Source organism: Deinococcus betulae, from assembly GCF_020166395.1.
Taxonomy (GTDB): Bacteria; Deinococcota; Deinococci; order Deinococcales; family Deinococcaceae; genus Deinococcus; species Deinococcus betulae.
Window position 1 is genome coordinate 1 of sequence record NZ_JAIQXU010000060.1, and the last position, 5,837, is coordinate 5,837.

At 66.2% G+C, this 5,837-nt stretch carries 6 protein-coding genes; 3 read left to right on the plus strand and 3 right to left on the minus strand.

What is annotated here, in order from left to right:
* Positions 1–274 precede the first annotated feature (274 nt).
* The 3 genes from K7W42_RS22470 to K7W42_RS22480 all read right to left on the minus strand — a co-directional run bounded on the left by K7W42_RS22470 (position 275) and on the right by K7W42_RS22480 (position 2,591).
* Entirely contained in the window at positions 275–790 is a 516-nt protein-coding gene (locus tag K7W42_RS22470) for an HD domain-containing protein (protein ID WP_224577624.1), read from the minus strand.
* 59 nt (positions 791–849) lie between these two features.
* Positions 850–1,824, minus strand: coding sequence for a thioredoxin-disulfide reductase (gene trxB, locus K7W42_RS22475; protein ID WP_224577626.1), 975 nt, complete (start codon positions 1,822–1,824; stop codon positions 850–852).
* 245 nt (positions 1,825–2,069) lie between these two features.
* On the minus strand, positions 2,070–2,591 hold the full coding sequence (locus K7W42_RS22480) for a DUF6174 domain-containing protein (RefSeq protein WP_224577628.1): 522 nt from the start codon (positions 2,589–2,591) through the stop codon (positions 2,070–2,072).
* A gap of 90 nt (positions 2,592–2,681) precedes the next feature.
* Between K7W42_RS22480 and K7W42_RS22485 the strand changes: the two genes are divergently transcribed.
* The 3 genes from K7W42_RS22485 to K7W42_RS22495 form a co-directional block, all read left to right on the plus strand.
* Positions 2,682–3,533, plus strand: a complete 852-nt coding sequence (locus K7W42_RS22485) for a 1,4-dihydroxy-6-naphtoate synthase (RefSeq protein WP_224577630.1) — start codon at positions 2,682–2,684, stop codon at positions 3,531–3,533.
* 268 nt (positions 3,534–3,801) lie between these two features.
* The gene (locus K7W42_RS22490) at positions 3,802–4,644 is read left to right on the plus strand and encodes an alpha/beta fold hydrolase (protein ID WP_224577632.1); all 843 of its coding nucleotides are present in this window, start codon (positions 3,802–3,804) and stop codon (positions 4,642–4,644) included.
* 92 nt (positions 4,645–4,736) lie between these two features.
* The coding region (locus K7W42_RS22495; protein ID WP_224577634.1) for a PQQ-dependent sugar dehydrogenase at positions 4,737–5,837 on the plus strand (1,101 nt) is incomplete at its 3' end.

Genomic DNA, 5,837 nt, shown 5'->3' on the forward strand with positions numbered 1-5,837 from the left:
CAGAAGCAAGTAGCGCACTCTGACTCCAGCACCCGCCCTGCTACGTCGCCGCGCTTGCTTCATACGGATTCCGCTTCATTGCAGCACAGCAAAGAAGGGCACCGTCTGTGCTTCCATATCGCGAAATCCGCATCTGTTCCTTCTCTTTCCGCTCAGATTTCACCAAGCATCCTGCCGATTCAATCGGAGTCCATATCAGTTGACTTGAACCGTTTTGGTCAATGCTTCGAGCTGACTCCGTACCAAAGCCCCTCTGTGTCGCGGCCGCGTCCCTTTACTCCTGGTCGTCGTAGACATGCAGCAGGGTAGCCTCGGGGTCGCCGCCGGGGTGGTGGTGGCGGGCCACCAGGCGGGCCACGCGCGGGCGGGCGCCGGCGTGGGCCAGCAGCCGAGCACCTAGCTCCGGGTGGTGGGCGCGGATGCCCAGCGCCCCCACAGGCGGCAGCACGCGGGCCAGGCGGTTAGGCACCAGGCCCACCAGCACCCGTTCCCACAGCCAGTAGGGCCGCAGGCTCTTGCCGCAGTCGTGCAGCAGCGCGGCGGCCAGCAGTTCGGGCCCCGCATCGGGGTGGTCGCGGCGCAGGTGGCGGGCCACGCGGCAGGCGTGTTCACGGTCACGTGGGTCCATGCCCCGGTACACCCGCGCCTCGGCGGGGGTCAACAGGGCGGCGGCCCAGTCGTCATCGGGCTGGGCATCTTCGGGACTCATGGAGCGCCACAGCCGGCTGAACTTGGCCGCGTAGCCGCTGACCTTGCGGCGAATGCGGGCGCTGAGGGTACGGCGGGCCATACCCAGAGCATACGCAAGGCCGCCCGCGTGCAGTGCGCGGGCGGCCTCCTGGGACGGTCTTAATCTGCGGCGGTTTCGGCCTCGACTTCCAGGGCGGCCAGGGCGCGCTCGGCGCTCATGGCGGCGCGGGTGCCGGCGCCCACGCTGGTGCCCAGCTGGCGGTAGATGTAGTCACTCACGTCCCCGGCGGCAAACAGCATGGGGACGCTGGTGTAGATCTCGTCAGTCACGTCCACATAGCCGTCGGGGCGCAGTTTAACCGTGTCCTGCACGAACTCGGTGTTCGGCACGTGCCCGATAAAGATAAACACGCCGTCGGTGGGCATCTCGCTTTCCTCGCCCGTTTTGAGGTTCTTCAGACGCACACCGGTCACGCTGTCGGCGCCTTCAATCTCCTCGACGGCCGTGTCCCAGATGAACTTCATCTTGGGGTTGGCAAAGGCGCGGGCCTGGGCCACCTTGTTGGCGCGCAGGCTGTCGCGGCGGTGAATCAGGGTCACTTCCTCGGCAAATTTGGTCAGGAACAGCCCTTCTTCAACGGCCGCGTCGCCGCCGCCCACCACGACCACCTTCTTGCCCCGGTAGAAAAAGCCGTCGCAGGTGGCGCAGGTGCTGACGCCTTTGCCCCAGAAGTGCTCCTCACCGGGCACGTTCAGGCGCTTGGGGTTGGCGCCGGTCGCCAGAATCACGGCCTTGGCGCGGTAGGTGCCGCTGTAGCCGGTCACGGTGAAGGGATACTCGTGCGACTGGTCGTCGTCCGTGCGGACGATAGACTGCACCTCGTCCATCTCAATAACGCCGCCGAACTTCTCGGCCTGCTGCTGCATGCGGCTGGCCAGTTCCATGCCGCTGATCGGCTCGGGAAAGCCGGGGTAGTTCTCGACTTCCTCGGTCTGAGCAATCTGGCCGCCGGGCAACCCCTTTTCCAGAATCAGGGTCTTGAGGCTGGCGCGGCCGGTGTAAATCGCAGCGGTCAGGCCGGCTGGGCCGCCGCCGACAATCACCACGTCATAGGTGTGGGTGTTCCCCGTCATAGAGGAAGCGTACCACCGGCCAGAGCCTCACGCTGTTAGCCAGACACAGTTTATTTTTTAAAGCATTGTTGGGGAGCGGGCAGGGGTGAGTAGAGTGTGGTCTCCCACAACGCCGAGCCCGCCAGGCCGCTGGACAGGTGAGGCGCTGTCCTCATCGGAAGCCAGGGGCACACAGCCCCCACCCCCGAGTTCAATTGAGCGGAAGGAGGTTTACCACTCCCCACTCACGCCTGCCCACTTCCCCTTTACCGCAGCGGCGTGAAATTCGTGACCGTCCATTCGCCAAACCCGTCGGCAATCCCGCCGTCGCCCAGGCCACTGTAGAGCGACACCGGAAAGCCCAGCGCCGGGTCGTAACTCACGCGCACCTCGGGGCAGCGTGCCCTGGCCTGTTCGCGCAGGATCTGGGCCACAGTGTCAAAGCGGCCTTCCAGGGTCAGGCGGGCCAGCGGGCTGGGCTCGCCCGACTCACCGGGCGCCAGCGCCGTCCCTGTCACCTGGCCTCCCCGCACCGTCACGCGGGTGGTGGGAAACAGCACGGGCGCCGCGACCTGCCGCACGTCGTAGCGGTAGGTCGTCAGGCCCTGAGCCTGCCAGAGGGTACGGGCCTGACGCAGCTGGCGGTTCAGGGCGGCAAAGTCTGGCCGCACGTAGCCAGGGCGGCAAACCCCCGAGGCCGGCACTGGCCCACCCGCTCCGCCCGCCTGGGCCAGCGGAGCAGCGGTCATCAGGAGGCCCAGCAGGGCGGCGGCCGGCAGTTTGAACATGGGCCCCAGCGTAGGCCCCCTGACTGACCTCCGCCTGAAGCGGAACTTGACCATCCCTGCCCCAGGCAGGAGCGGCGTACCCTGGGCGGCATGACCGATACCCCCACCCTCGACCTGGGGTACTCCCTGTGCCCCAACGACACATTTATTTTTCACGCGCTGCACGCCGGCCTGACGCCATCACCGCTGCCGGTGCGCGAGGTGCTTGAAGACGTGCAAACCCTGAACGACTGGGCGGTGGAGGGCCGGCTGCCCATCACCAAAATCAGCTACCGCGCCTACTTTGAAGTCATGGACACCTACGTGGCGCTACGGGCCGGCGGCGCCCTGGGGCGGGGCGTGGGGCCGCTGGTGGTCACGCGCGGCGACGTGGAGGACCTGAACGGGCGCGTGGTGGCTTCGCCGGGGGCGCTGACCACCGCCGAACTGCTGCTGCGCCTAGTCTATCCAGAGGTGCAGGTGGTCCGCATGCGGTACGACGAGGTCATGCCCGCTGTGGCGCGCGGCGAGACCGGCGGGCAGCGCCTGGATGCGGGCCTGATTATCCACGAGTCGCGCTTCACCTACGCTGAGCACGGCCTGACCCGGCTGCTGGACCTGGGGGCGTGGTGGGAAGGTGAAACCGGCCTTCCCCTGCCTCTGGGCGCCATTCTGGTACGGCGTGACCTCCCGGCCAGGGTGCAGGCCGGGCTGAACGCGGCGGTACGGGCCAGCCTGGACTACGCCTACGCCCACCCGCAGGCCTCCCGCGACTACGTGCGTCAGCACGCCGCCGAACTGTCTGACGAGGTGATGCAGGCCCACATTGACCTGTATGTCAATGACTTCAGTCTGGATGTGGGCGAGGAAGGCGAGCGGGCCGTGCGGGAGCTCCACCGCCGCGCGGTGGTGGTCGGGGCCGTACCCCCCAGCTCTCAGAACCTCTTCGTTGAACTGACCTGACGCTTCTCTAAAGGTTCTCCTCAGCCTTTCTTGAAGGCACCCTGAGGTAGGGCTCAGAAGGTGCCTGAGCTTCATTTGCTCCATGCAGGCGGCGCTTAGCTTGACTTCGTTCAATTCAGGCACTTCGCCCTCCTGGCTCTAACTCTGTGCAGGTCTTCATCTTCTGGCCCCTGCCCGAAGACGTGCCGCTGCGCAACGTTATGCTGGAAATTCGTGCGAAGCCGGCCACCGAGGTTCTATGCGTACTCCTTTTCTTACCCTGACTGCCATGCTGTGGACCGCCGCCCTTGCCGGAGCTGCCGAAGGCCAGACCATTCCCGACCGGGGCACCGTGAACGTGAACGGCGCGACCGTGTTTTACAAGGCGGCTGGCAGCGGCCAGCCTCTGCTGCTGATCCACGGCTACCCCCTGAACGGCGAACTGTTTAAGAACAACCGGATGCTGCCCGGCTACCGCGTGATTACCGTGGACCTGCCCGGCTTCGGCCAGAGCAAGGCCCCTGGCCGCGACGCCAGCATCGAGAACTACGCCAAGACCATGCTGGGGTTCATGGACGCTATGAAGCTGAACAACATCGTGGTGGGCGGCATGAGCATGGGCGGCATGACCCTGCTCCAGATGTACAAGACCGACCCTGACCGCTTTAAGGGCCTGGTGCTGATTGACACGACCGCCGACCCCGCAGGCGTGGCTGAAAAGGCCATGTGGATGGGCACCGGCCAGCAGGCCCAGCAGAAGGGTGTGGCCAGCCTGGTTGACCTCCTGATGCCCCGAATGCTGACCGCCGAGAGCCGCATGAAGATGCCCAATCAGGTGGCGCACCTGGGCAGCCTGATCAAGCAGGCCAGCCTGGACGGCGCTGTGGGCGCGGCGATGGCGCTGGCCAACCGCCCCGACGCCAATCCGGTGCTGGGGACCATCCGCGTGCCCACGCTGATTCTGGCGGGCGTGGAAGACAACGTGACCCCCGCCGAACTGCAAATGAAGATGAAAAACCAGATTGCTGACAGCCGCCTGGTCATGGTGCCTGGCGCCGGCCACGCCGCCACTTTCGAGAAGGCCATGGCCGTCAACGCCGCCATGCGCGCCTGGCTCGCGGGCCTGCGCTAACCCCCGCCGACTGGCCCTGCAGGGAGCTGCCTCCCTGGGGGCCACTTCGCACGCTGAGCCCCTCTCTCTAGACCACCTCCCCAGGAGTTCCCATGATGAAATCTGCCCTGGCCGCCCTGAGTGCGCTGCTGACCGTCAGCGCCCTGGCCCAAACCGCCCCTCCGTCCCCCCGTCCCATCACCCCACCCGAGCCGCCCGCCACGGTGACGGCCACCCGTCTGGAGCCCGTGGCCCTGGAGTTCACGGCCGACAAGCTGGCGCGGCTGAAGGTGCCGGCGGGCTTTACCATCAAGGTGGTGGCCACCGGGCTGGGCAACGCCCGCATGCTGCACGTCATGCCCGACGGCGGCATCTACCTCACCCGGCGTCAGCAGGGCGACGTGTGGTACATGAAAGACGTGAACAAGGACGGCAAGATTGAAGCCGTCGAGCGCAAGATGGTCGCCCAGAACATCAAGGCCGCCCACGGCCTGGACGTCAAGAACAACAAGCTGTATGTCGTGGGCGAAAAGACCATCTGGGTGATGGACATGGCCAAAGACGGCAGCCTGAGCGTCCCGCGCGTCTTCGCGGACGGCTTCCCGGACGCCGGGCAGCACCCCGCCCGCACCATCAAGTGGGGACCGGACGGCTACCTGTACGCCACCTTCGGCTCGACCAACAACGACTCGCTGACCCAGAACCCGGAAGAAGCGACGATGCTGCGCATTGCGCCCGACGGCAAGACCCGCGAGATTTACGCGCGCGGCCTGCGCCACACCATCGGCTTTGGCTGGCACCCGGTCAGCAAGGTGCTGTACGGCGCCGACCAGGGGAGTGACTGGCACGGCGACAACATCCCGCCCGAAGAGATTAATGCCATTCAGCGGGGCAAGAATTACGGGTGGCCCTTCTGTTACGGCGACAAGCAGCCCGACCCTTATGTGAACGCCAGCGGCATCCCTGGCCTGGTCAGCAAAGCCCAGTACTGCGCGGGCACCCAGGGCTCGCTGGTCACGTACACCGCCCATGCCGCCGCCATCGCCATGAACTACTACACGGGCACCCTGTTCCCGGCCGACATGCGCAACGACGCCTTTATCGCCTACCGGGGCTCGTGGAACCGCAGCGAGCCCAGCGGCTACGAGATTGCCCGTCTGGTGTTTGACGCCCAGAACAAGCCCGAGCGCATTGAGCCCTTCGTGACAGGGTTC

Coding starts and splice junctions, on each gene's coding strand:
- K7W42_RS22480 (WP_224577628.1), bottom strand. CDS start 2,591: ATGTTCAAACTGCCGGCCGCCGCCCTGCTGGGCCTCCTGATGACCGCT.
- K7W42_RS22470 (WP_224577624.1), bottom strand. CDS start 790: ATGGCCCGCCGTACCCTCAGCGCCCGCATTCGCCGCAAGGTCAGCGGC.
- K7W42_RS22490 (WP_224577632.1), top strand. CDS start 3,802: ATGCTGTGGACCGCCGCCCTTGCCGGAGCTGCCGAAGGCCAGACCATT.
- K7W42_RS22485 (WP_224577630.1), top strand. CDS start 2,682: ATGACCGATACCCCCACCCTCGACCTGGGGTACTCCCTGTGCCCCAAC.
- trxB (WP_224577626.1), bottom strand. CDS start 1,824: ATGACGGGGAACACCCACACCTATGACGTGGTGATTGTCGGCGGCGGC.